Annotated in this window: 24 protein-coding genes; 17 read left to right on the top strand and 7 right to left on the bottom strand. The window is 66.6% G+C overall.

Features of this window, described 5'->3' with window-relative positions; all coding sequences use genetic code 11:
- Nucleotides 1–20: 20 nt before the first annotated feature.
- The 6 genes from ACFVUS_RS39350 (at nucleotide 21) to hisI (ending at nucleotide 5,243) form a co-directional block, all read left to right on the top strand.
- A complete protein-coding gene (locus ACFVUS_RS39350) occupies nucleotides 21–473 on the top strand; it encodes a MarR family winged helix-turn-helix transcriptional regulator (protein ID WP_387779060.1) in 453 nt (150 codons plus the stop codon).
- Nucleotides 474–531: 58 nt separating this feature from the next.
- Complete coding sequence (priA, locus tag ACFVUS_RS39345) at nucleotides 532–1,263, top strand: bifunctional 1-(5-phosphoribosyl)-5-((5-phosphoribosylamino)methylideneamino)imidazole-4-carboxamide isomerase/phosphoribosylanthranilate isomerase PriA (protein WP_364643338.1); 732 nt, start codon at nucleotides 532–534, stop codon at nucleotides 1,261–1,263.
- Nucleotides 1,264–1,268: 5 nt separating this feature from the next.
- Complete coding sequence (locus ACFVUS_RS39340; protein ID WP_387779057.1) at nucleotides 1,269–2,087, top strand: inositol monophosphatase family protein; 819 nt, start codon at nucleotides 1,269–1,271, stop codon at nucleotides 2,085–2,087.
- Between the two features lie 4 nt (nucleotides 2,088–2,091).
- Entirely contained in the window at nucleotides 2,092–2,865 is a 774-nt protein-coding gene (gene hisF / locus ACFVUS_RS39335; protein WP_387779054.1) for an imidazole glycerol phosphate synthase subunit HisF, read from the top strand.
- A 90-nt stretch (nucleotides 2,866–2,955) separates the two neighbouring features.
- Nucleotides 2,956–4,845 carry a PQQ-binding-like beta-propeller repeat protein gene (locus ACFVUS_RS39330; RefSeq protein WP_387779051.1) on the top strand — a complete coding sequence of 630 codons (1,890 nt, stop codon included), beginning with the start codon at nucleotides 2,956–2,958 and terminating at the stop codon, nucleotides 4,843–4,845.
- A 41-nt stretch (nucleotides 4,846–4,886) separates the two neighbouring features.
- Nucleotides 4,887–5,243, top strand: a complete 357-nt coding sequence (gene hisI / locus ACFVUS_RS39325; RefSeq protein ID WP_387779048.1) for a phosphoribosyl-AMP cyclohydrolase — start codon at nucleotides 4,887–4,889, stop codon at nucleotides 5,241–5,243.
- Here hisI and ACFVUS_RS39320 read toward each other — a convergent pair.
- From ACFVUS_RS39320 to ACFVUS_RS39305, 4 genes are all read right to left on the bottom strand, one after another.
- The gene (locus ACFVUS_RS39320; RefSeq protein WP_387779045.1) at nucleotides 5,240–5,770 is read right to left on the bottom strand and encodes a MarR family winged helix-turn-helix transcriptional regulator; all 531 of its coding nucleotides are present in this window, start codon (nucleotides 5,768–5,770) and stop codon (nucleotides 5,240–5,242) included. The genes hisI and ACFVUS_RS39320 overlap by 4 nt on opposite strands.
- Nucleotides 5,771–5,906: 136 nt before the next feature.
- Nucleotides 5,907–6,503, bottom strand: a complete 597-nt coding sequence (locus ACFVUS_RS39315; protein ID WP_387779042.1) for a permease — start codon at nucleotides 6,501–6,503, stop codon at nucleotides 5,907–5,909.
- 104 nt (nucleotides 6,504–6,607) lie between these two features.
- On the bottom strand, nucleotides 6,608–7,066 hold the full coding sequence (locus tag ACFVUS_RS39310) for a peroxiredoxin (protein ID WP_387779039.1): 459 nt from the start codon (nucleotides 7,064–7,066) through the stop codon (nucleotides 6,608–6,610).
- 107 nt (nucleotides 7,067–7,173) lie between these two features.
- A complete protein-coding gene (locus ACFVUS_RS39305; RefSeq protein WP_375967991.1) occupies nucleotides 7,174–7,401 on the bottom strand; it encodes a hypothetical protein in 228 nt (75 codons plus the stop codon).
- 290 nt (nucleotides 7,402–7,691) lie between these two features.
- On the opposite strand from ACFVUS_RS39305, the gene ACFVUS_RS39300 reads away from it, so the two are divergent.
- The 11 genes from ACFVUS_RS39300 (at nucleotide 7,692) to ACFVUS_RS39250 (ending at nucleotide 19,269) form a co-directional block, all read left to right on the top strand.
- On the top strand, nucleotides 7,692–9,239 hold the full coding sequence (locus ACFVUS_RS39300; RefSeq protein WP_387779035.1) for an anthranilate synthase component I: 1,548 nt from the start codon (nucleotides 7,692–7,694) through the stop codon (nucleotides 9,237–9,239).
- The gene (locus tag ACFVUS_RS39295; protein WP_387779033.1) at nucleotides 9,232–10,131 is read left to right on the top strand and encodes a TIGR02234 family membrane protein; all 900 of its coding nucleotides are present in this window, start codon (nucleotides 9,232–9,234) and stop codon (nucleotides 10,129–10,131) included. The genes ACFVUS_RS39300 and ACFVUS_RS39295 overlap by 8 nt, the downstream gene beginning before the upstream one ends.
- A 149-nt stretch (nucleotides 10,132–10,280) precedes the next feature.
- Complete coding sequence (gene trpC, locus ACFVUS_RS39290; RefSeq protein ID WP_067570623.1) at nucleotides 10,281–11,099, top strand: indole-3-glycerol phosphate synthase TrpC; 819 nt, start codon at nucleotides 10,281–10,283, stop codon at nucleotides 11,097–11,099.
- An 8-nt stretch (nucleotides 11,100–11,107) separates the two neighbouring features.
- The gene (gene trpB, locus ACFVUS_RS39285) at nucleotides 11,108–12,394 is read left to right on the top strand and encodes a tryptophan synthase subunit beta (RefSeq protein ID WP_387779029.1); all 1,287 of its coding nucleotides are present in this window, start codon (nucleotides 11,108–11,110) and stop codon (nucleotides 12,392–12,394) included.
- The gene (gene trpA, locus ACFVUS_RS39280; protein ID WP_364643308.1) at nucleotides 12,391–13,191 is read left to right on the top strand and encodes a tryptophan synthase subunit alpha; all 801 of its coding nucleotides are present in this window, start codon (nucleotides 12,391–12,393) and stop codon (nucleotides 13,189–13,191) included. Before trpB ends, trpA begins: the two co-directional genes overlap by 4 nt.
- A 229-nt stretch (nucleotides 13,192–13,420) precedes the next feature.
- Entirely contained in the window at nucleotides 13,421–14,629 is a 1,209-nt protein-coding gene (lgt, locus tag ACFVUS_RS39275; RefSeq protein WP_387779026.1) for a prolipoprotein diacylglyceryl transferase, read from the top strand.
- A gap of 75 nt (nucleotides 14,630–14,704) precedes the next feature.
- Nucleotides 14,705–15,190, top strand: a complete 486-nt coding sequence (locus ACFVUS_RS39270; protein ID WP_387779023.1) for a TM2 domain-containing protein — start codon at nucleotides 14,705–14,707, stop codon at nucleotides 15,188–15,190.
- Between the two features lie 197 nt (nucleotides 15,191–15,387).
- Nucleotides 15,388–16,143: a transporter substrate-binding domain-containing protein gene (locus tag ACFVUS_RS39265; protein WP_387779020.1), complete on the top strand. Its 756-nt coding sequence runs from the start codon at nucleotides 15,388–15,390 to the stop codon at nucleotides 16,141–16,143.
- A 33-nt stretch (nucleotides 16,144–16,176) separates the two neighbouring features.
- Nucleotides 16,177–16,845 (top strand): amino acid ABC transporter permease, encoded by a 669-nt coding sequence (locus tag ACFVUS_RS39260; protein WP_364643300.1) that lies wholly within the window; start codon nucleotides 16,177–16,179, stop codon nucleotides 16,843–16,845.
- 90 nt (nucleotides 16,846–16,935) lie between these two features.
- Nucleotides 16,936–18,357 (top strand): pyruvate kinase, encoded by a 1,422-nt coding sequence (gene pyk, locus ACFVUS_RS39255; RefSeq protein ID WP_375967984.1) that lies wholly within the window; start codon nucleotides 16,936–16,938, stop codon nucleotides 18,355–18,357.
- Nucleotides 18,358–19,269, top strand: coding sequence for an acyl-CoA thioesterase (locus ACFVUS_RS39250; RefSeq protein ID WP_387779016.1), 912 nt, complete (start codon nucleotides 18,358–18,360; stop codon nucleotides 19,267–19,269).
- Nucleotides 19,270–19,380: 111 nt separating this feature from the next.
- On the opposite strand, the gene ACFVUS_RS39245 is transcribed toward ACFVUS_RS39250, so the two are convergent.
- The 3 genes from ACFVUS_RS39245 to ACFVUS_RS39235 form a co-directional block, all read right to left on the bottom strand.
- Nucleotides 19,381–19,782: a hypothetical protein gene (locus tag ACFVUS_RS39245; RefSeq protein WP_364643294.1), complete on the bottom strand. Its 402-nt coding sequence runs from the start codon at nucleotides 19,780–19,782 to the stop codon at nucleotides 19,381–19,383.
- Between the two features lie 246 nt (nucleotides 19,783–20,028).
- Nucleotides 20,029–20,706, bottom strand: a complete 678-nt coding sequence (locus tag ACFVUS_RS39240) for a low molecular weight phosphatase family protein (RefSeq protein WP_387779013.1) — start codon at nucleotides 20,704–20,706, stop codon at nucleotides 20,029–20,031.
- 51 nt (nucleotides 20,707–20,757) lie between these two features.
- Nucleotides 20,758–21,318: a monooxygenase family protein gene (locus ACFVUS_RS39235; RefSeq protein WP_387779010.1), complete on the bottom strand. Its 561-nt coding sequence runs from the start codon at nucleotides 21,316–21,318 to the stop codon at nucleotides 20,758–20,760.
- Nucleotides 21,319–21,441: the final 123 nt, after the last annotated feature.

The following is a 21,441-nucleotide window of genomic DNA, read 5'->3' as shown; positions in this document are numbered from 1 at the left end:
AAGAGGGGTACATTGCCCCCATGGACATCGCGCCCGCAGGAGCTTCCGGCCGCCTCCGCGCCCTCCCGACCCGCCTGATCGGCCAGGTCGCGATCCTGGCCAACCGCGCGACCGAACGCGCCCTCGAACCCACGGGCTCCCGCCGCTACCACTACGCGCTACTCGCCACCCTCGACGAAACCGGCCCGCTCAGCCAGGCCGAAGTCGGCCGCCGCACCGGCATCGACCGCAGCGATATCGTCGCCGCGGTCAACGACCTCTCCGCCCGCGGCTACCTCACCCGCACCCCCGACCCCGCCGACCGCCGCCGCAACACCCTCACCCTCACCCCCGCCGGCCACACCCACCTGCACGACCTCGACACCCGCCTCGAAGCCGCCCAAGCCGAACTCCTCCCCGGCTTCACCCCCGCCGACCGCGCCAACCTCGTCCTCACCCTCACCCGCATCCTGGAACTACACCCCCGCAACTGAATCGGCGGCAGTACGGGCCGACGCCGAGGCGGCGGCCGGTAACTACTAGGATGCTTGCGTGAGTCTTGTGCTGCTACCTGCCGTCGATGTCGCCAATGGGGAGGCCGTGCGCCTGGTTCAGGGGGAGGCGGGGAGTGAAACCAGTTATGGTTCGCCGCGTGATGCCGCCCTGGCCTGGCAGAACGATGGGGCCGAATGGGTGCATCTGGTGGATTTGGATGCCGCGTTCGGTAAGGGGTCCAATCGGGAGCTGCTGGCGGATGTGATCGGTGAGCTCGATGTGAAGGTGGAGCTGTCCGGCGGTATTCGTGATGACGAATCGTTGAAGGCCGCGCTCGCGACCGGGTGCGCGCGGGTCAATCTCGGCACCGCGGCGCTGGAGAATCCGGAATGGTGCCGCCGGGCCATCGGTGAATACGGCGACAAGATCGCGGTCGGCATGGATGTGAAGCTCATCGACGGTGAGTACCGGCTGCGCGGGCGCGGCTGGGTCAGCGACGGCGGCGATCTGTGGGAGGTGCTCGAGCGCCTGGAGCGGGACGGCTGCTCGCGCTACGTGGTCACCGACGTCAGCAAGGACGGCACGCTGACCGGGCCGAACCTGGTGCTGCTGCGCGATGTCGCCAATGCCACCGACTCGCCCGTCGTGGCCTCGGGCGGCGTCTCCACCATCGACGATCTGCTCGCCATCGCCACCCTCACCGAGGACGGCGTCGAAGGCTCCATCATCGGCAAGGCCCTGTACGCGGGCCGTTTCACCCTGCCCGAAGCTCTCGCCGCGGTGCGCTGAACCAGATGGCCGCCGAACTCGCCGAGTTGCTCACCATCGCCCGTGATGTACTCGACGCCGCCGCACCGCGTTTCGTGGAAGGCGTCGGCGCGCCCAGCGCGGTCGAGAAGGGGCGCAACGATTTCGCGACCGAACTCGACCTGGAGCTGGAACGCACCATCTCCGAGCAGCTGACCGAACGCACCGGATTCCCGGTGCACGGTGAGGAATTCGGCGGCCCCCAGCTCACCAGCGGTACCGCCTGGGTGCTCGATCCCATCGACGGCACCTTCAACTACTCTGCGGGACATCCGCTTTCGGGCATGCTGCTGGCGCTGGTGCGGGACGGGGAACCGGTCATCGGATTGACCTGGCTGCCCGGACTGAATCAGCGCTACGCCGCCACCGTCGACGGGCCGGTACTGCTGAACGGTCAGCCGCTGCCGAAACTGGCGCACGGCAAGCTTTCCAGCGCCATGATCGGCTTCGGCGCCTTCAATATCGATGGGGCGGGCCGGATTCCGGGGATCTTCCGCTTCAACCTGCTGGGTGCGCTGAGCCGGTTGTCGGGGCGCGTGCGCATGCACGGTTCCACCGGAATCGACTTGGCATACACCGCATCCGGCGTGTTGGGTGGAGCCGTCGTCTTCGGACACCATCCCTGGGACAACGCCGCGGGCGTGGCCCTGGTGCGGGCCGCGGGCGGCGTTGTCACCGATCTGCTGGGCCGCGACTGGACCATCGAGTCCAAATCGGTGCTGGCCGCCGCGCCCGGCGTGCACGAGGAACTACTGGACATGATCGGCGAAACCGTCAGGGCCGCCGACATATCCGAGGAAAGGTAGAGCAATGACGTTGGCAGTGCGCGTAATCCCGTGCCTGGATGTGGACGCCGGCCGCGTGGTCAAGGGCGTCAACTTCGAAAACCTGCGTGACGCGGGCGATCCCGTCGAACTCGCCGCCACCTACGACGCCCAGGGCGCGGATGAGCTCACCTTCCTCGACGTCACCGCCTCCACCGGCGATCGCGGCACCATGATCGACGTGGTCACCCGCACCGCCGAACAGATCTTCATCCCCCTCACCGTGGGCGGCGGCGTCCGCACCGTCGCCGATGTCGACCGCCTGCTGCGCGCGGGCGCGGACAAGGTCTCGGTCAATACCGCCGCCATCGCCAATCCCGATGTGCTGCGCGAGATGTCGGAACGCTTCGGCTCCCAGTGCATCGTGCTGTCCGTGGACGCCCGCACGGTTCCCGAAGGCCAGCCCGCCACCCCGTCCGGCTGGGAAGTCACCACGCACGGCGGCAAACGCGGCACCGGCATCGACGCCGTCGAATGGGCCATCCGCGGCGCCGAACTCGGCGTCGGCGAAATCCTGCTCAACTCCATGGACGCCGACGGCACCAAGGCGGGCTTCGACCTCACCATGATCCGCGCCGTCCGAGCCGCGGTCTCGGTCCCCGTCATCGCCTCCGGCGGCGCGGGCAAGGTCGAAGACTTCGCCCCCGCCGTCCAATCCGGCGCCGACGCGGTCCTGGCCGCCAGCGTCTTCCACTTCGGCGACCTCACCATCGGCCAGGTGAAAGACGCCATGCGCACCGAAGGCATCACCGTCCGCTGACCCGGCCGGAGCGTGTCCTCCCCGGGACCGCACACCCATTCGGAATGATGACAGCGGCACCACGCCGCCGCATACCGCCGAGGGGGAGCTATGCCCGACCACGACCCGCAGCCGAATCCCTCCGACCCAGTCGCGAACACCCAGCCGAACGCGGCACCGGGCGTCCCCGACATCAGCCCCGAATCCGGTCGGCGGACGTCTGCCGTCCTGGGCCTGCTCGGTGCCGGAATGGTTATCGGGGGGACGGTACTGGCGCTTTACAGTCGATTCGGAGCGGCGACCCGAGACCTGGGCGAGCGTTGGGCCTCGGGGCGAGATCTGTTCGGCAAGTTCGCGCTGCCGTTCGCGACCGCACCGGAACGGTGGTCCGGCATCGCGCTCATCTGGGGCCTGATCCTGCTGGTCGTCATCGCGGATCTGCTGCGCCGCAGCCGAGCCGCGAATCCGGATCCAGCCGTCAGCGCGTGGCTGCTCGTCCTGGTGCTCGCCGGGGTGAATCTCGGCTGGTACGCGATCCCCCAGCACATACCGGGTGTGCTGGCGGCGGCGCGCTTCGAATACCCACTGTTCGGGCGACTGCCGACCGCGGCCGCCGCGATCGTTCTGATCTTCTGCGGCACAGTACTTCTCATCGGTCTGCTGCGTCCGGCATCGGTGCGCGCCGCCGGTAGGAGATCGCTGATTCTCGGGCTCGGCGCGGGACTGTTCGTCAGTGCGACGGTCGCGGCCGTGGCTGTGCACGCGGGCGACGACGGCACTCGCGTCGACCACGTCTCCGCCGCCTCGATTCCGGTTCCGGCCATTCCGGCGACGCTGGGGACCGAACGCTACCGTGTCCCACGGCCGTTCAACGCCGACGGTAAGACCCTCGCCGGAATGGTCATCGCCGGAACAGGTTTCGTGATCGCCACCGAAAGCGGCCTGACCGCGTACGACGGGGCGACCGGTGCGCCGCGCTGGCACTACCTGCGATCGAATGTGTCGGCCCACGGACGTCCGGGCGTCGATTACACCGTGGGGTCACTCATGTCGCTCGATGGTGGTTCGACGGTGCTGGCGCAGTGGCGCAATGGTGGTCTGACGGCTTTCGACGCCGTCACCGGCGAATTGCTCTGGAAGGAATCGGAATTCGCGGATCTGGTGTCCGGTAAGGAGCGCTGGCCCGCACCGCGCGAACGGGGATGGATCGGTTCGACGGCGCTGCTCGCCACCGATAAGACCCACGTCACTCGTTACGCCGCCCGGACCGGAAAACGCCTGTGGTCCACCGAAGTCTGCGAGAGCGCTGGTCGCGATGGTGTCATCAGCACCGATGCCGCGCTCTACCGCATCGCCACCTGTGTCGACAGCGGGGCTGGTGCGGCAGGTGTGCGGCTGGTTGTCACCGCACTCGATCCCGCGACCGGCGCGATCATGGCCGAACGTGAACTCGGGCGGGCCGCCGACGTCGACAACGTGATTTCCACCAGCGCGCACACCGCGGGTGCGGTGGTCATTACCTTTCATGCCGGAAACGATTCCCGGCAGCGGATTGTCATCGACAAGCCCGAGCATCTGCTCACCGCACGGACCGACAGCACATCGAGGTCGACCCTGCTGGATGTCGACCCGACCGGCACCGACATGGTGCTCCAACTCGACAGCGCCCCCGACGAACCCGTCGTGCTGGAGATCCGCCGAGTCGCGGACGGAATGGTCGTCGATCGCATCGAGGTTCCCGGCCATTTGAGCATCGTCGCATCGGACCTGTTCCTCTCCGACGAGTTGGTGGAAGCGGCGCTGTACGACTCGGACAGCGGCGCTCACACCGAAGTCCGAACGTGGCGTCGGGCCGACGGTGCCCTCGTCACCGCCACGCCGATCACCCGGGACGGGAAACGTTGCTCCGACCACTGGCTGCTCTCCGTCCCGGGCGCGACGCTGGTGCCGTGCGTCACCGACACCGGTGCCGACGTGGTCGGATTCCGTCCGAACGGCTAGCCGCGCGCGAGCGGGGTGGTTCGCCCTGTTATAACCGAGGGATGAGTCTCGATCCCGCTATCGCCGCCCGTCTCAAGCGCAATGACGATGGGTTGTTCGCGGCTGTCGCGCAGGAGCGCGGTACCGGGGATGTGTTGATGATGGCCTGGATGGATGACGAGGCGCTCGCGCGGACGTTGGAAACGCGTAAGGGGACGTACTATTCGCGGTCGCGGCAGCAGTACTGGGTCAAGGGGGAGACCTCGGGGCATACGCAGTACGTGCATGAGGTCCGGCTGGACTGCGATGGGGATACCGTGCTGCTGATCGTGGATCAGGAAGGCGCGGCCTGTCATACGGGGACGCACACCTGCTTCGATACCGATGTGCTGCTGGCCCGGGGCGATCAGCTGCTCTAATCCAGGTGGCTGTTGGGGCGGCCGGAGCGGCCGACGCCGCGGGACATGCCCTTGTCGAGTTGCTGGAGAAGTGCCTCGCCGAGTTCGAGCAACTCTTTGGTCTGGTCTTTGTCGAGTCCGTCGAAGACCAGTCCGCGCACGCATTCCAGGTATCCGGGGGCGGCCTCGGTGACCTTCTGGAAGCCCGCGTCGGTGAGTACGGCCTGTGCGCCGCGTCTGCCGGAGATGGAGACGCGTTCGGCCCAGCCCAAACGCTCGAGCTTGGAAATCACATGGGAGAGACGCGATAGCGATGCGTTTGCCTTTTGCGCAAGCTCACTCAGTTGCAACCGATGGCCCGGTTCTTCGGAGAGCAGAGTCATCACGAAGTATTCGAAATGGGTAATCCCGGACTCACGTTGAAGCTGGGTATCCAGAGCAGCGGGGAGTCGGGTGGTCAGCGCGATGACGGTTCGCCACGCTCGCTGTTCCATGGGATTCAACCACTTTGTCACCGTGCCAGCCCTCTCGTAGCAGCCAAGTGACATGTTGTGCTGGCCAGTCCGGCGGTTGGTGGAGCATCAACAGCGAGTCACCCGCAGAGCAAAGTTTGCCACGATTTCGCTCGTCAGTCACGGTGTTCATGAATGACGTGACATCCATCACGCGTGTCGCACGCTGAAATCAGTACGCGCCGGGTTCTGCCGGATTTGGCGGAGTTTCCGCGGACACGCGTGGCTTTTCCGGAACCGCCTGCTGCTTCGCGGCGCGATTCTTCCGAATTCGCCTGCGCACCAAGAGAAATGCCACACCCAGGAACACCACCGCGGCCGCAATGGCACCCGCCAGCGCGGCACCGCGGAATGCGGGCGCGTCGACATCGAGAATGCGCTCACCGGCGTGTGCGGCATTGGAGTTCCCGAGCACGACGGTCAGCGTCATCAAATTGGGGATGGCGGTAATGAGGGCGAGAACGGCCGAAGCGCCCGCAATAAACGGACCGCCCCGTTTCCGCCAGGTCATTCCCGCGATCAACAGCAGAAAAAGCGGCAGAAAGGTACAAACCGCACCCATCGACAAACCGGTCCAGATGCCCTTGGAGAAACTGCCGTGCACCATTTCCGCGATCCGCTGCGCCCACCAGCGCGGAATGAACGCCGCCAGAATGAGATACGACAACCACAGCACCACCGCCGCGATCACCAGCGCGATGATGCGATTGCGCCACGTGACGAACGAGGATCGCTTGCGCTCCGGCACGGTCTCGCTGGGCGTAGTCATAGCCCAAGCGTATGCCGACCCGCGCGACGCGGCAGTGAGCGCCACTCCGGACCAACCGGACGTGACGGACGAACCGCAGCGCCGCGGCGGGTGCGGGGCTCGAATCAGCTACGCGTGCGCAGGAATTCCAGCGCTTCGTCCGCGTGCACGTTGGCGCGCAGCTCGCTGTTGATCACCTTGGCGATGCTGCCATCGGGATCGATGATGAAGGTGGTGCGCTTGACCGGCATGAGCGGGCCGAGCAGGCCGCGCTTCACACCGAATTCGGCCGCCACCTTCGCGCCCTTGTCCGAGAGCAGCGGGTAGCCCAGGCCCTGCTTCTGCGCGAACCCGGACTGCACCTCGACGTCATCGGCGCTGATGCCGACGCAGGTGGCGCCGAGCGCCTTGAATTCGCCTGCCAGATCCCGGAAGTGGCACGCCTCGGCGGTGCACACCGGGGTATTGGCGGCGGGGTAGAAGAAGAGCACCACGGGACCATCCGCGAGCAGCGACTCGAGGGAACGCACGGTGCCGGACTGATCCGGAAGCTCGAACTTGGGGGCGAGCTGACCTGGCTTCATACGCAGCAGATTACGTGATTAGCCTCGCGCACGAATCAGCCCGTGGACGGACCTGTCTGTACGGTCCGGCCGCGGGCCGTTTTCGGAACTTCGGGAACACCCCGGGGTCACACACCGATGAGCGCGGCGACCTCAGGGTTCTTGATATCCATGACATCGAGAATGCCGTGCGCCCGCAGGAACGGCTTGAGCTCACGAAGACGCTCGGTGTGCTCGGCGTACTCGTCCGGGAAACTGCGCGGATCGAGCGCCTCCAGGGCCTTCACATAGGTGACGAACGAGGCGATGGCGCTGTACTTGCCGCCGACCTGCTGACCACCCTGCTGGTGATTCATATTCATCATCCGCGGCGGTTGACCGGGCATACCCTGGCCGACCTGCGGAGCAGCGTGCCGTGGACCCTCCGGAGCTACCGGTTGCGAGGGGTACATCTGTGTTGAACTCCTCTCGATTGGGATACCGCGTGCGACCTCTCCATCTGCTGGAAGCGCAGATTGATCTGCGGGAAGCGCAGATTGCCGCGAGTGTAGTGATGACCGCATCGAGTATTCGCGGCCAGAGGTCTCTCGGCTGGGCGGGGATGGCCAATTCAATTTCCCGTTGTGCGGCCTGGAATGATGGGGCAATGCCCAGCGCGTCTAACCCCTCGACCACCTCCCGCGAACAGTTCCGGTTGCTCGCGGCGGACCATCGGGTTGTGCCGGTGATTCGAAAGGTGTTGGCGGACTCGGAGACTCCACTCTCGGCCTACCGCAAACTGGCCGCCGATCGGGCCGGGACCTTCCTGCTCGAATCCGCCGAAAACGGGCGCTCCTGGTCGCGATGGTCGTTCATCGGCGCGGGCAGTCCGACCGCTTTGAGCGTGGTCGACGGTGAGGCGGCCTGGCTCGGGCAGAGTCCGGCCGACGCGCCCGCCGGTGGCGACCCGCTGGTCGCGCTGCGTGAAACCCTGGAATTGCTGCGCACCGAACGCCTGCCCGGTCTGCCGCCTTTGACCGGTGGCATGGTCGGCTACCTCGGCTATGACGCGGTGCGCCGGATGGAACGCCTGCCCGCGCTCGCCACCGACGATCTGGAACTGCCGGAGATGGTGCTGCTGCTGGCCACCGATCTGGCCGCCTTCGACCATCACGAGGGCGCGATCACCCTCATCGCCAATGCCGTCAACTGGAACGGCACCGATGAGCGCGTGGACGAGGCGTACGACGACGCCGTGGCCCGGCTGGACCGCATGACCGAAGCCCTTGCCGCCCCGGCCGAATCGACGGTGTCGGTGTTCGATCGCCCCGAACCGGACTTCCGCCGCCAGCGCACCTCCGAGGAATTCGGCGCGGGCGTGCGCCGCCTGGTCAAGGAGATCGAGGCGGGCGAGGCGTTCCAGGTGGTGCTGTCCCAGCGCTTCGAGATCGAATACGGCGGCACCCCGATCGACCTGTATCGCATGCTGCGCGCCTCGAATCCGAGCCCGTACATGTACCTCATGCATATCCCGGACGGTTCCGGCGGCACCGCGTTCTCCATCGTCGGCTCCAGCCCCGAATCCCTGGTGACGGTCAAGGACGGCATCGCGACCACGCATCCCATCGCGGGCACGCGCTGGCGCGGCACCACCGAGGAGGACGATCTGCTCCTCGAGAAGGATCTGCTCGCCGATGAGAAGGAGAACGCCGAGCACCTCATGCTCGTCGATCTCGGCCGCAATGACATCGGCCGCGTCTGCGAACCGGGCACCGTGCGCGTCACCGAATACCGGCATATCGAGCGCTACAGCCATGTGATGCACCTGGTTTCGACCGTCTCGGGTCGCCTGGCCGCGGGCAAGGTGGCCTTCGACGCGGTGCAGGCGTGCTTCCCCGCGGGCACCCTGTCCGGCGCTCCGAAGGTGCGCGCCATGGAACTCATCGAGGAACTCGAGCCCACCCGCCGCGGCATCTACGGCGGCGTGGTCGGCTATCTCGATTTCGCCGGTGACGCCGATACCGCCATCTGCATTCGCACGGCACTGCTCAAGAACGGCACCGCCTACGTCCAGGCGGGTGCGGGCGTCGTCGCGGATTCCGACCCGGACTACGAGGACGTCGAATCCCGCAACAAGGCCATGGCCGTCCTCAAGGCCGTGGCCGCCGCCGAAACCCTGCGCGCCTACCGTCCGAACGGCAGTACCGATGAGTGATCCGGATCCCGACCCGGAAAAGGCCCTACCGCAGCACAACTCGGATGAGGTGAGCGCCGCCGCGGCCGATGTGCAAGCGGCACAGGCGGATGCGGCGCGGGCCGACGCCGACTTCGCGGCGGCGGAGACCGATGCCGCGCGGGCGAAAGCCGATGCGCGGCAAGCGGAGGCGGACGCCGCCAAGGCCAAGCCCCGGCCCGTCGGCGCGGCGGCCCTGCTCGCCGTGGCCGCGGCCCTGCTGTGGGCCGCTTCCCGGATGACCTGGGTGAGCGTCGATGTCATCAGCGAATTGGGCCCCGGCCGCACCGAGAAATTGGACGGCGGGACCTGGTTCGGCGCGCTGACGCCGCTGGCGCTGGTACTGCTCGCGACCATCGCGGCGGTTTTCGCCACCAGCGGCTGGCCGCGCCGGATCATCGGCGTGGTGGTGGCGGTGCTGGCGGCCGTCGCCGCCGTGCCCGCGTACGCCCTGCTCAAGGGTGCCGGGAAAACCGCGGAGCGGGCCGGTCGGCTGGCGGAATTGCACGACTGGGAACATGTAGGGCAGGCGCAGACCTCGACGCTGCCCGCGGTGCTGACCCTCATCGGCGCGGTGGCGGCGTTCGGAGCCGGTGTGCTGCTGACGCGCATGCCGTCGGCCGCCGCGCCCATGTCCGGAAAATACGACAACCCGGTTTTCCGGAAGTCCGAGGCGGCCGAACAGGTTGCCGAACATCACGCGGTCAAGCGCGCTGCGGAATCCGGGTCACAGTCGGCCCCGGCCGAGCCGCTGTCGGGTCGTGTGCTGTGGGACGCCCTCGACGCCGGTGCGGATCCGACCGACGATGAAACCAATGCCCCTGCCGCACACGATGATCCAGGTAGCGGGAAAACGGGCCACCAGCCCGCGTGAACAGCGGACCGGAGCAGTGTCGCTCCCGGTTCCGCCCCCGCCGACAGTGACGGGAACATAGCCATTTACTCTTTATCAGCATCGGTGAGACAGCGCCTGGGGGGATTCTCAGGCAGCAAGTCCGTCTCCCCAGAAAGGATTCGAGCCAGATGACGGTACTCGACTCGATTCTCGACGGGGTCCGCGCGGATGTGGCCGCTCGGGAAGCCCTCCTGGATTTTCAGGCAGTGAAGAAGGCCGCCGCCGCGGCGAAATCTCCACGTGACGCCAAGGCCGCGCTGCACGAAGAGGGCATCGGCGTCATCGCCGAGGTGAAGCGGTCTTCTCCTTCCAAGGGCGCCCTGGCCGACATTCCGGACCCGGCCGTACTGGCCCGCGCGTACGAGGACGGTGGCGCGCGCATCATCAGCGTGCTGACCGAACAGCGCCGCTTCGGTGGTTCGCTCGCGGATCTCGACGCGGTGCGTGCCGCGGTCGACATTCCGATCCTGCGCAAGGACTTCATCGTCGGCCCGTACCAGATCCACGAGGCCCGCGCCCACGGCGCGGACGTGATTCTGCTGATCGTGGCCGCGCTGCCGCAGGACGTGCTGTCCTCGCTCATCGACCGCACCGAATCGCTCGGGATGACCGCGCTGGTCGAGGTGCACACCGAGGAAGAGGCCGACCGCGCACTCGAGGCCGGCGCCACCGTGATCGGTGTGAACGCCCGCAACCTCAAGACCCTCGAGGTCGATCGGGATGTGTTCGCGCGCATCGCCCCCGGCCTGCCCAGCGATGTCATCCGCATCGCCGAATCCGGTATCCGCGGCACCGCGGACCTGCTGGCCTACGCCGGCGCGGGCGCGGATGCCGTGCTCGTCGGTGAAGGCCTGGTGACCAGCGGCGATCCGCGTGCCGCGGTGGCCGAGCTGGTGACCGCCGGAACCCATCCGTCCTGCCCGAAGCCGGTTCGCCGGGGCCGGTGAAAGAGCCGATGACACAGATCAACGACCTGGGTAAGAACACGCTCGGCCTGCCGCAGGCCAGCGCGGGCGTCTCGCACAAGAGCGCGCACGAGCCGGACCTCGGTGGACACTTCGGTGTCTACGGCGGCCGGCATGTGCCCGAGGCGCTCATGGCCGTGATCGAAGAGGTCACCGCCGAATACGACAAGGTGCGGGTCGACCCCAACTTCCTCAATGAGCTGGATCGGTTGCAGCGCGACTACACCGGGCGTCCGTCGCCGGTGTTCGAGTGCAAGAACCTCGCCAAGCACGCCGGTGGGGCGCGCCTGGTGCTCAAGCGAGAAGACCTGAACCACACCGGTTCTCACAAAATCAACAATGTGCTGGGGCAGGCGCTGCTGGCCAAGCGCATGGGCAAGACCCGCGTCATCGCGGAGACGGGCGCGGGCCAGCACGGCGTCGCCACCGCCACCGCGTGTGCGCTGCTCGGCCTGGAATGCGTCATCTACATGGGTGCGGTCGATACCGCGCGGCAGGCGCTGAACGTGGCCCGCATGCGGTTGCTCGGGGCCGAAGTCGTCAGTGTGACAACGGGTTCGCAGACGCTCAAGGACGCCATCAACGAGGCGCTGCGGGACTGGGTCACCAATGCCGACGAGACGTACTACTGCTTCGGCACCGCCGCGGGACCGCATCCGTTCCCGCTCATGGTGCGCGACTTCCAGCGCATCGTGGGCATGGAGGCGCGCCAGCAGATCCAGGCGCTGACGGGCCGGTTGCCCGATGCGGTAACCGCCTGTGTCGGTGGCGGTTCCAACGCCATCGGCATCTTCCACCCGTTCATCGACGATGCGGGCGTGCGCCTGATCGGCTACGAGGCGGCGGGTGACGGTGTCGAAACCGGCCGTCACGCAGCCACTTTCGCCGGTGGCCGCCCGGGCGCGTTCCAGGGCGCGTACTCGTACCTGCTGCAGGACGAGGACGGGCAGACCATCGAATCGCATTCGATCTCAGCCGGTTTGGACTATCCGGGTGTCGGCCCGGAGCACGCGCATCTCAAGGACATCGGCCGCGCCGAATACCGGCCCATCACCGATGCCGAGGCCATGGACGCGCTCATGCTGTTGAGCCGCACCGAGGGCATCATCCCGGCCATCGAATCCGCGCACGCCGTCGCGGGTGCGCTGAAGCTCGGCCAGGAATTGGGCGAGGGCGCGATCATCCTGGTCAACCTGTCCGGTCGCGGCGATAAGGATATGGATACCGCCGCCCGCTGGTTCGGGCTCTTCGACAAGACCGAGGAGAACGACAAGTGAGCCAGCAGTCCCGTCTCGCGAACACCTTCGCGGCCTGCCGTGAGGAGAATCGCGCGGCGCTCATCGGTTACCTGCCCGCCGGATACCCGGATTTGCAGGGCAGCATCGATGTCTGCCGCACCATGGTCGAATCCGGTTGTGACGTCATCGAAGTCGGCGTCGCCTACTCCGATCCGGTGATGGACGGTCCGACCATCCAGGCCGCCGCCGAACAGGCGCTGCGCGGTGGCATCCGCGTCCGCGACGTGTTCAAGGTCGTCGAGGCGATCAGCCAGGCTGGCGGTAAGGCCGTGGTCATGACCTACTGGAATCCGGTGCTGCAGTACGGCGTCGACACCTTCTCCCGCGATCTCGCGGCGGCGGGCGGCCTCGGCCTGATCACGCCGAACCTGATTCCGGAAGAGGCCGACGACTGGTTCGTCGCCTCCTCCACCTACAACCTGGACCGCATCTTCCTGGTGGCACCGTCCTCCACTGAAGAGCGCCTGGTCAAGACCCTGGAAGCGTCGCGCGGCTTCGTCTACGCGGCCTCCACCATGGGCGTCACCGGCGCTCGCGACGCGGTCTCGGATATGGCCCCGGCCCTGTGCGCCCGCGTCCGCGCGCACTCGGATATCCCGATCGGCGTCGGCCTCGGTGTGCGCAATGGCGCGCAGGCGGCCGAAATCGCTTCCTACGCAGACGGAGTCATCGTCGGCTCGGCGCTGGTGAGCGCCGCCGCCCAGGGCCTGGGCGCGGTCCGCACCCTCACCGAGGAGCTCGCCCTCGGCGTCCGCTCGGCCGCCGTGGCTTCCTGACATACGCCCCCGTCATTCCGGCGCGCTTTTGGCCGGAATCTACGAAAACCGTTGCTGTGCAGCGGGTGTGGATCCCGGCCAAAAGCATGCCGGGATGACGGGACGTGGTCCTGCCGGTAGGTGCCATTGGCGCTTGGGCGGCCTGGCGGTGGGGCGTTGTTCGCCGAGGTGTCGGCGGCGCGCCACCCGGGCCACATGCCTTCCCAGCTGATTCCGCTACGGTGGGCGCGTGACCATACGAGCCCTGGCCGACCGAGTTCCGGCCTCCGACGTGCTGGCCTACATTCCCAGTCCGCCTCGCGGCGTATGGGATATCGGACCGTTCCCGCTGCGGGCCTACGCCATCTGCATCATCCTCGGCATCGTCGCGGCGATCTGGCTGGGGGAGAAGCGGTGGCAGCAGCGCGGCGGGCAGCAGGGCATGGTGCTGGACGTGGCCATGTTCGCGGTGCCGCTGGGTCTGATCGGCGGGCGGCTCTATCACGTGGCCACCGACTGGTCGACGTACTTCGGTCCCGGCGGTAAGGCGGGGGACTGGTGGAAGATCTGGCAGGGCGGGCTCGGCATCTGGGGTGCGGTACTGCTGGGCGCGCTCGGCGCGTGGATCGGCTGCCGCATCTACAAGATCCCGCTGCCCGCCTTCGGTGACGCCATCGCGCCGGGCATTCTGCTCGCGCAGGGCATCGGGCGGCTCGGCAACTACTTCAATCAGGAGCTGTTCGGCCGCACCACCACCATGCCGTGGGGCCTGGAGATCTACGACCGCTTCAACACCCACGGCGACCCGGATCTGATGAACGGCATCGCCTCGGGCCCGCCGGTCAAGATCGTGCAGCCGACGTTCCTGTACGAGCTGATCTGGAATCTGCTCGGCGTCGCGATCCTGCTGTACGTGGATCGCAAGTTCAAGATCGGGCACGGCCGACTGTTCGCGCTGTACGTGGCGATCTACTGCTTCGGGCGCTTCTTCGTGGAGCTGCTGCGCGATGATCACGCCACCCATATCGCCGGGATCCGGATCAACTCGTTCACCGCGGCGATCGTATTCCTGTGTGCCATAGCGTATTTCGTCTTCGCGACCAAGGGTCGCGAGACACCGGACCAGGTGCGCGCGGGCGTGCTGCGGCCGTGGCCGTGGCAGTTCTCCGCGCTGCGCAAGTACGGCGCGGGCACCGGGGCCGCGGCGGCCGAGTTCACCACCGCCGATGCCGCCACGGCCGACACCGCCGCCGAGGATGCGGCAGTCGACCTCGAGAAGTCCGATTCGCCCGATCCCGCGAAAGCCGAGTCATCCGAGGACGCCGCCACCTCCGAATCTCCTTCGGAAGGCAACGAATCCGCAAAGGTTCGCGATAACTCTTCCGAATCCGGTGAATCCGAACCGGCGGTCACGCTCGACGAGACGAAAGCGGTCGACTCGGGCAAGAATGGCTCCTGACCGCCGCGTATCGAGGCTCGCACGGCGGGTTCAGCACACAGGGGGCCGTGCGGCCCGCGATCCAGGAGGACTCGAGTGACCGACCCATTCGCCAAACAGCCCGAACCGGGCCCGCAGTACGGCGCGCCCGGCACCGGCCCGCAGTACGGTCAGCAGCAGCCGGGTTACGGCCAGCCGCAGCCCGGTTACGGTGAGCCCCAGCCGGGCTACGGTCAGCCCCAGCCCGGATACGGTCAGCAGCCCGCCTACGGTGCGCCCCAGCCCGGATTCGGTCAGCCCGGCCCCTACGGCCAGCCGATGCCCTACGGCGCGGATGCCGAGGCCCCCTTCGGCCGCGATCCGTACGGCGTCCCGTATTCGGACAAGTCCAAGCTGACCGCGGGTCTGTTGCAGATCCTGATCGGCAGCCTGGGCATCGGCCGTTTCTACCTCGGCTACACCACCATCGGTGTGCTGCAACTGATCACGTGCGGTGGCTTCGGTATCTGGTCGCTGATCGACGGCATTCTCATCCTCACCGGCAAGGTGCCGGATCCGCAGGGTCGTCCACTCAAGGACTGATCGCGCGGTAGCGACACACCGACTTCGGCGGGCACCACTGGGCAGGGCGGTGCCCGCCCGCCGCTATCATCACCGTCGTGATCGCACAAGGTTTTCGCGCGATCAGATGGTTGACGTGCCACCCGGTTGGTTTACGGCGTACCCTTTGTCGGTTGTCCGTCGCGTGGGTCGACCACGCTCGAGGAGAGGTGTTCCCCGTGCGCCGTAAGTTGGTCGCCGCCGTACTAGCCGTAGTCGCCGCCACCGCGGCGCTCACCGCGTGCAGCAGCAACGACGACCCGAACGTGCTGAAGATCGGCACCGAGGGCACATATGCTCCGTTCAGCTATCAGGACAACGGCAGCATCACCGGCTACGACGTCGAGGTTGCCAAGGCCGTCGGCGAAAAGCTCGGCCGCAAGGTCGAATTCGTGCAGACCCCCTGGGATGCCATCTTCGCGGGCCTGGAATCCAAGCGCTTCGATCTGGTCGCCAATCAGGTGACCGTGAATCCCGAACGCGCGCAGAAGTATTCGCTCTCGCAGCCGTACACCACCTCCGAGGGCGTCATCGTCACCAAGGCCGATAACACCGGCATCCACGCGCTCACCGATCTGAGCGGTAAGACTTGCGCGCAGTCGGTCACCAGCAACTGGAACAAGGTCGCCGCGGGCGCGGGCTGCAAGGTCGAGGGCGTCGAGGGCTTCGTACAGGCCATCCAGCTGCTCAAGAACGGCCGTGTCGACGCGACCGTCAACGACACCCTGGCCGTGGGCGAATACACCAAGAAGACCAACGATTCCAGCGTGCACGTCGCGGGCAAGACCGGTGAGACCAGCAAGCAGGCGTTCGCCGGGCGCAAGGATTCGCAGGCGCTGATCGATCAGGTCAACACCGCCCTGGATCAGCTGCGCGCGGACGGCACGCTGGCCAAGATCTCCGACAAGTACTTCGGCACCGACGTCAGCAAGTAAGCGGCACAGGACGATTGGACGACTGGCGACCGAATGGACGACGCCACCTGGGAATTGATCCGGGCGAATCTGTGGCCGATGCTGAAGGCCACCGTCGAGATGACGCTGCCGCTCACGGCCATCAGCTTCGCCATCGGCCTGGTGCTGGCGCTGTTCGTGGCGCTGGCCCGGATGTCGAAGCTGTGGCCGGTATCGGCGGCGGCCCGGTTCTATATCTCGATCATTCGCGGTACGCCGCTGCTGGTGCAGCTGTTCATCGTCTTCTACGCGCTGCCGCAGTTCCACATAGTGATCGATCCGTTCCCGGCGGCGGTGATCGCGTTCAGTCTCAATGTCGGCGGATATGCGGCCGAAGTCATTCGCGGCGCTATTCTTTCGGTCGCCGAGGGCCAGTGGGAAGCGTCCTATGCGGTCGGTATGAGCTATGCGCAGGCGCTGCGTTTGATCATCCTGCCGCAGGCCGCGCGGATCGCGGTGCCGTCGCTGTCCAACACCCTGATCTCGTTGGTGAAGGACACCTCGCTGGCATCCACCATCCTCGTCACCGAGTTGTTGCGGACGGCTCAGCTGGCGGCCGCGCCGACGTTCGACTTCTTCGCGCTGTATGGCGTAGCGGCACTCTACTACTGGGTAATATGCCTGGTCCTGGGCTTCGGCCAAACCCGCTTGGAGACCAGGCTCGGACGGCACGTCGCGCGCTGACCGGCGGTTAGCTGAACGGCATGTGTATATCTTCCGCAGGAGCGTGTGCCCGTTCAGCGGGACACATGCGGCAGGTCTAGGGTTGATGCCGTGATGCGACGAACGAAGATTGTGTGCACACTCGGACCGGCTGTGTCGTCCGAGGACCGTATTCGTGAACTCGTTGAGAGTGGAATGGACGTGGCGCGGCTGAATTTCAGCCATGGCGAACACTCCGACCATGCCGACAATTACAAAAAGGTGCGTCAGGCCAGCGATCTGCTCGGCCGCGCGGTGGGAATTCTCGCCGATCTCCAGGGACCGAAGATCCGCTTGGGCCGGTTCATCGAGGGTAAGACCGTCTGGGCGACGGGTGAAGAAATCCGCATCACCGTGGACGACATCGAAGGCACTCACGACCGAGTTTCGACCACCTACAAGCAGCTCGCGAAGGACGCCAAGGCCGGGGATCGGCTGCTCGTCGACGACGGCAAGCTGGGGCTGACCGTCGAACGCGTCGACGGTAATGACGTGATCTGCCGGGTCACCGAGGGTGGCCCCGTTTCCAACAACAAGGGCGTCTCGCTGCCGGGTATGGATATCTCCGTTCCGGCCTTGTCCGAGAAGGACATCGAGGATCTCGAGTTCGCGCTGAAGCTCGGCGTGGACTTCATCGCGCTGTCCTTCGTGCGCTCCCCGTCCGATGTCGAGCTGGTGCACGAGATCATGGATCGCGTGGGCCGCCGGGTGCCGATCATCGGCAAGCTCGAAAAGCCCGAAGCCATCGACAATTTGGAGGCCATCGTGCTGGCCTTCGACGCCATCATGGTGGCGCGCGGCGACCTCGGCGTGGAACTTCCGCTGGAGCAGGTGCCGCTGGTGCAGAAGCGCGCCATCCAGATGGCGCGCGAGAACGCCAAGCCGGTCATCGTTGCCACCCAGATGCTGGAATCGATGATCACCAACTCGCGGCCCACCCGCGCCGAGGCGTCCGATGTGGCGAACGCGGTGCTCGATGGCGCTGACGCGGTGATGCTTTCGGGTGAGACCTCGGTCGGCGACTACCCGATCGAGACGGTGCGCACCATGGCCCGCATCGTGCACGCGGTGGAGTCCGAATCCTCCACCCGGGTGCCGCCGCTGACCCATGTGCCGCGCACCAAGCGCGGTGTCATCTCCTACGCGGCGCGCGATATCGGCGAGCGGCTCAATGCCAAAGCGCTGGTTGCCTTTACGCAGTCCGGTGATACGGTGCGCCGCCTGGCCCGCCTGCACACCCCGCTGCCGCTGCTGGCATTCACCCCGAATCCGGCGATTCGCAGTCAGCTGGCCTTGACATGGGGCACTGAAACATTCATCGTCCCCACCGTCGATAGCACTGACGAGATGATTCATCAGGTGGATACCGCGCTGCTGTCGATCGGCCGGTACCGCAAGGGCGATCTCGTGGTGATCGTGGCGGGCTCCCCGCCGGGTACCGTGGGGTCGACCAATCTGATCCACGTGCACCGCATCGGCGAGGAGGACCACTAGGTGAGTGCGTCGCTTGACGAAACCCTGACCGGGGCTGAAACACCGGCCCCGGCCGATGATCTACGGGTGCTCCTCGAGCTGCTCGATCTCGAGGAGCACGGACCGGATATCTTCATCGGACAGCACCCGGAGAAGGTGTGGAGTCGCACCTTCGGCGGGCAGCTGGTTTCGCAGGCGATCATCGCCGCCGGGCGCACGGTCGGCCCCGGCCGGCCGGTGCACGCGGTGAACGCGCATTTCGTGCGCGGCGGCGACGTCAAGAAGCCGATCGAATATCGCGTCGATCGGCATCGCGACGGGCGCGCTTTCGCCAATCGCACGGTGACGGCCTATCAGGACGATCAGGAACTGTTCGTCATGCTGGCCGCCTTCCAGGACTGGGGTAAGGGCCTCGAGCACGGTTCGCCGCTGCCCGAGGTCGCCGATCCGGAAAACCTTCCGCGCGTGGAGGAATCCTTCATCGGCATGGAAGACAAGCTCGAAATGTTCGTCAAGGCACCGCATCCCATCGATATGCGGTACACGAACGATCCGGCCTGGATCCTCAAGGGCACGGGCGAGAAGCTCAACCACAATCGGGTGTGGATGCGCACCGATGGCGCGCTGCCCGATGATCCGCTGATTCACGTTGCGGCGCTGGCGTATTCGTCCGACACCACGGTGCTGGATTCGATCATCACCACGCACGGGCTGTCCTGGGGTCACGACCGGATTCTCGCGGCCACGGTGAACCACTCCATCTGGTTCCACCGGCCGTTCCGGTTCGACGACTGGGCGCTGTACGCCACCGAATCGCCGGTCGCCGCGGGCTCGCGCGGACTGGCGCGCGGCCACTTCTACTCGCGCGCGGGCGAACTCCTGGCCACCACGGTCCAGGAAGGCGTCATCCGCCACTTCCCGGCTCGCACCTGACCGGAGACACTGAATTTGGGCCGTACCCGTCGCGGGTGCGGCCCGTTCGTCATTCCGGCATGGTTGTGGCCGGAATCCACCCGGCGGCAATGGATGCCGAGGGGTTGCGGCTCAGATGAGCTCGCGGTTCTCCTCGAGATCGAAATTCTCCCGCTGCAACGCGTGCACGATGTAGGGGATGGGTTCGTCCGCGGATAGCTCGAGCACCAGCCGCTGCTCCAGCCGGGCGATGCCCGCCTTGGTGAGCTGGCGCGCCTCGCCGACCAGGCTCAGCGCTATCTCGTAGGTGCGGCGCTCACCCGGATCGGCGTCGGGATGATCCAGGCGCCACTGGGTTTCGAGGACCGTATGGGTGGGATCGTCGCACTCCACCGGAAGGGTGAAGCGCCACGCGAAGATGTCGCGATCGTCCACGTAGTCATCCACGACGCGGCACACCGTTTCGGTGACGCGGTGGAGGGTTTGCGGTGTGACGAAAACATGGAGCGAAACATCCGAAATGCGCTTCGGCATGTCTGAGTCCTGTTCCTGTGTCGAACCACCGGCGGTGGTGTTCCGCGCGGAAGTGTAATCCCTTACCGGACTTAGCGGGCAGACAGGTGTATTGACACGCAGGGGCCAGCGTAATCCTGGTTACGCCGCAAGGGAAGTAGGAGCGGGTCTCGAATGCCCGAAATCCGTGTCGGGTGGCCGGAATTCGGCAGCGTCAGTGGCCGGAATTCGGTGGTATCGGTGGTGTGCCGCGCGCCGGGGTGGTGCCTATCCGGCCGAGTGCCGCACGGGTTCGGCTGACCGGCGCGACAATTCGGGCAGCGGGCCGGTATCGGCGCGCCCGCCCGGCAGCACCAGCAGTGCGGGGCGCTGCGGTGCGCCGGCCTCATCGGCGCTGCCGCGAGGGTGGATGGTGGCCTGCGGATGCTGATGCGCGTGCAGCGCGAGCAGCAGCGGCACCAGCGCCTCGGCGATGCGATCGCCGACCTCGCAGAACTGCTGGGCCTTCAAACCCACCGGGTCCGAGATGTTCTCGCGCCCCACGTATGCCAGATCGTCGCGGGCGGCGTGCAGTCCGACCACCGAGCGCGCACCGCTCACCTTGGCGATGCGGTAGGCCTCGAGCAGGGTGAAGGTGCGGGGCAGCGCCTCGGGCACCAATTCGCGCACCTGGTCCCGGATCTTGTCGGTCATGGTCAGCACCAGATCGGCGCGCAACACCATCTCGGCTTTGAGTCGGCGCGCTTTGAATCCGCTCGGGTCGCCGCCCAGTCCGATGATCGTTTGCGCCGCAAGCGGTTCCGCCGGGAAGCCGACCAGCGCCCGCACGCCCGCGCTTTCGGCGGATAGCTCCTGTAGCCCGTGTTCGGCGGCCACCGCCAGCGTGAGGCGCTCGGCGATGACGGACCTGCAAACGTTGCCGCTGCACACGAAGAGCACATGCATGAGGTCAACGTATGCCCCCGGCGGAGCCACGAAAACGCCTGGAAGACCGAATCACACGTTTCGTCCGGGAAGTTCATCTCGCGGCCGAATGTCGGTCGCCTGGAGTTCGCTCCCGGCGTAGTACTCGGTCTCGTCGACGACCGATTCGACCAGTGGCGCGGCGCCTTCCACGCGCTGTCGCGTGGAGAACATGCGACCCCGCGCGGGCACCAGCGGCGCGAAACGAGTGAGCCCCGAAACCGGGGACATATCGTCGTACACCGAATCGATGCCGCCGCGCGCGAAGTACGCCTCATGCCAGAACCCGGTGCCCCCGGAATCCTTCAGGAAGTCCCGCCACCAGATCTTGTGCGGTTCGGATCTGGTCCAGCGTTCCAGGCTCTCCAGATCCCGCCAGTACTGCCGTGCGCCCCAGTGCGGCGGGAACAGCGACCAGATCACGTCCTCGTGCGAGAGCAGGCCGTCCGGGCGATCACGATGGGATTTGTAGAGCTTGGGCCCGACCCCGAGCAGTCGCAGCATGCCGCGCGGCTTGTGTACCCGCATACCGAGCAGGATCACCACCAGGTCCGGATAGTCGGACAGATCCGCCGTAACCCTGTGCACCCGCATGAGGAGACCTCCACTTCGAACCGAGGCCGTCGTCAGGTCGGTCTGTGCGGATGTACGAAATAGCCGCTACGACGGTTCGGACCCTCTTCATTTCGCGTCCCCTTGGGTCCAGCATGCTCTTCC

The sequence above is a fragment of the Nocardia sp. NPDC058058 genome (assembly GCF_042885355.1).
Classification (GTDB): Bacteria; Actinomycetota; Actinomycetes; order Mycobacteriales; family Mycobacteriaceae; genus Nocardia.
The sequence above is the reverse complement of the archived record's forward strand: the minus strand, read 5'-3'. Positions and strand labels throughout refer to the sequence as shown.

What these genes read in the sequence shown, in the direction of transcription:
- ACFVUS_RS39310 (WP_387779039.1), bottom strand. Translation starts at nt 7,066, where the DNA reads ATGAAGCCAGGTCAGCTCGCCCCCAAGTTCGAGCTTCCGGATCAGTCC.
- ACFVUS_RS39300 (WP_387779035.1), top strand. Translation starts at nt 7,692, where the DNA reads ATGCCCAGCGCGTCTAACCCCTCGACCACCTCCCGCGAACAGTTCCGG.
- ACFVUS_RS39245 (WP_364643294.1), bottom strand. Translation starts at nt 19,782, where the DNA reads ATGCCGAAGCGCATTTCGGATGTTTCGCTCCATGTTTTCGTCACACCG.
- ACFVUS_RS39305 (WP_375967991.1), bottom strand. Translation starts at nt 7,401, where the DNA reads ATGAATCACCAGCAGGGTGGTCAGCAGGTCGGCGGCAAGTACAGCGCC.
- ACFVUS_RS39235 (WP_387779010.1), bottom strand. Translation starts at nt 21,318, where the DNA reads ATGCGGGTGCACAGGGTTACGGCGGATCTGTCCGACTATCCGGACCTG.
- ACFVUS_RS39350 (WP_387779060.1), top strand. Translation starts at nt 21, where the DNA reads ATGGACATCGCGCCCGCAGGAGCTTCCGGCCGCCTCCGCGCCCTCCCG.
- ACFVUS_RS39330 (WP_387779051.1), top strand. Translation starts at nt 2,956, where the DNA reads ATGCCCGACCACGACCCGCAGCCGAATCCCTCCGACCCAGTCGCGAAC.
- ACFVUS_RS39260 (WP_364643300.1), top strand. Translation starts at nt 16,177, where the DNA reads ATGGACGACGCCACCTGGGAATTGATCCGGGCGAATCTGTGGCCGATG.
- ACFVUS_RS39315 (WP_387779042.1), bottom strand. Translation starts at nt 6,503, where the DNA reads ATGACTACGCCCAGCGAGACCGTGCCGGAGCGCAAGCGATCCTCGTTC.
- hisF (WP_387779054.1), top strand. Translation starts at nt 2,092, where the DNA reads ATGACGTTGGCAGTGCGCGTAATCCCGTGCCTGGATGTGGACGCCGGC.
- ACFVUS_RS39320 (WP_387779045.1), bottom strand. Translation starts at nt 5,770, where the DNA reads ATGTCACTTGGCTGCTACGAGAGGGCTGGCACGGTGACAAAGTGGTTG.
- trpB (WP_387779029.1), top strand. Translation starts at nt 11,108, where the DNA reads ATGACACAGATCAACGACCTGGGTAAGAACACGCTCGGCCTGCCGCAG.
- ACFVUS_RS39340 (WP_387779057.1), top strand. Translation starts at nt 1,269, where the DNA reads ATGGCCGCCGAACTCGCCGAGTTGCTCACCATCGCCCGTGATGTACTC.
- ACFVUS_RS39240 (WP_387779013.1), bottom strand. Translation starts at nt 20,706, where the DNA reads ATGCATGTGCTCTTCGTGTGCAGCGGCAACGTTTGCAGGTCCGTCATC.
- hisI (WP_387779048.1), top strand. Translation starts at nt 4,887, where the DNA reads ATGAGTCTCGATCCCGCTATCGCCGCCCGTCTCAAGCGCAATGACGAT.
- ACFVUS_RS39295 (WP_387779033.1), top strand. Translation starts at nt 9,232, where the DNA reads ATGAGTGATCCGGATCCCGACCCGGAAAAGGCCCTACCGCAGCACAAC.
- trpC (WP_067570623.1), top strand. Translation starts at nt 10,281, where the DNA reads ATGACGGTACTCGACTCGATTCTCGACGGGGTCCGCGCGGATGTGGCC.